Genomic DNA, 325 nt, shown 5'->3' on the forward strand with positions numbered 1-325 from the left:
TCGAAAGATAGAAGATGCGCTTCTGTTCGGCGCGGCCGCGCGACACCGAATCGAGGATCAGGCCGGTGACCATCGCCAGCATGGATGAGAGGAGCAGGCCGACCGACAGCACCCAGGTCGGCATGCGCGGCACAAGCCCGGTCTCGGCGAACTCGACCAGCAGGGGGATCATCAGGCCGATGCTGGCCGCCAGGAAGAACAGCGCGAACGTGCCGAAGAATCGCTGCGGCTGCGTCTCCTTCACCAGCATGGCGAACATCCACAGGATCCTGGCGCCGTCCCTGAAGGTCGACAGCTTCGATGACGAGCCTTCCGGGCGGCGACC

At 64.9% G+C, this 325-nt stretch carries 1 pseudogene; it reads right to left on the reverse strand.

The annotated features are described in order from the left end of the window. Positions 1 to 325: pseudogene (locus tag EN845_RS34390) on the reverse strand (glycosyl transferase); the annotation flags it as partial.

This window comes from Mesorhizobium sp. M8A.F.Ca.ET.202.01.1.1, from assembly GCF_004791595.1.
Taxonomy (GTDB): domain Bacteria; phylum Pseudomonadota; class Alphaproteobacteria; order Rhizobiales; family Rhizobiaceae; genus Mesorhizobium.